Below are 1,255 nucleotides of genomic sequence, written 5' to 3'. Positions count from 1 at the left end.
GATAAAAATCCGTTTTTTGAAGTTTTCAAAGTTCCGAAAACCAAAGGCATTTCGCTTGATAAGTTTGATGAGATTATTGGTTGCTTCCAATTTGGCGTTGGAATAGGGTAGTTGAAGGGCGTTGACAATCTTTTCGTTATCCTTGAGGAAGGTTTTAAAGACAGTCTGAAAAAGAGGATGAACCTGCTTTAGATTGTCCTCAATAAGTCCGAAGAATTTGTCAGGTTCCTTGTTCTGAAAGTGAAAAAGCAAGAGTTGATAGAGATTGTAGTGGTGTTTCAACTCTTCTGAATAGCTCAAAAGCTTGTCTAGAATTTCTTTATTTGTTAAGTGCATACGAAAAGTAGGGCGATAAAATCGCTTATCACTGAGTTTACGACTATCTTGTTGAATGAGTTTCCAGTAACGCTTGATAGCCTTGTATTCATGGGATTTTCGCTCAAACTGATTCATAATTTGGACACGCACACGACTCATAGCACGGCTGAGATGTTGGACAATGTGAAAGCGGTCGAGAACGATTTTAGCGTTAGGAAAAAGCTGTTTAGCCAAGTCATAATAAGGACTAAACATATCCATCGTAATGATTTTCACCTGACAACGGACAGCTCTATCGTATCGAAGAAAATGATTTCGGATGATAGCCTGTGTTCTTCCTTCAAGAACGGTGATGATATTGAGATTATCAAAGTCTTGTGCAATGAAACTCATCTTTCCTTTAGTGAAGGCATACTCGTCCCAGGACATAATCTTTGGAAGACGAGAAAAATCATGCTTAAAGTTGAAATCATTGATCTTTCGAATGACAGTTGAAGTTGAAATGGAAAGCTGATGGGCAATATCGGTCATAGAAGTTTTTTCAATCAATTTTTGCGCAATTTTTTGGTTGATAATACGGGGAATTTGATGATTCTTCTTGACGATAGAAGTCTCAGAAACCATCATTTTCGAGCAATGATAGCACTTGAATCGACGCTTTTTAAGGAGGATTCTAGTAGGCATACCAGTTGTTTCAAGGTAAGGAATTTTCGACGGTTTTTGAAAGTCATATTTCTTCATTTGACTTCCGCAATCAGGGCAAGATGGTGCCTCATAATCTAGTTTAGCGATGATTTCTTTGTGAGTATCCCTATTGATGATATCCATAAATTGGATATTAGGGTCTTTGATATCGAGTAGTTTTGTGATAAAATGTAATTGTTCCATATGATTCTTTCTAATGAGTTGTTTCGTCGCTTTTCATTATAGGTCATAT

1 protein-coding gene is annotated in these 1,255 nt (G+C 37.0%); it reads right to left on the bottom strand.

Going from position 1 to position 1,255, the window contains the following annotated elements:
• The coding region (locus O3599_RS09825) for an ISL3 family transposase (RefSeq protein ID WP_371512743.1) at positions 1–1,206 on the bottom strand (1,206 nt) is incomplete at its 3' end.
• Positions 1,207–1,255: the final 49 nt, after the last annotated feature.

The organism is Streptococcus sp. 27098_8_103 (assembly GCF_041432345.1).
Classification (GTDB): Bacteria; Bacillota; Bacilli; order Lactobacillales; family Streptococcaceae; genus Streptococcus; species Streptococcus mitis_BV.
This window is presented reverse-complemented; position numbering and strand designations above follow the sequence as displayed.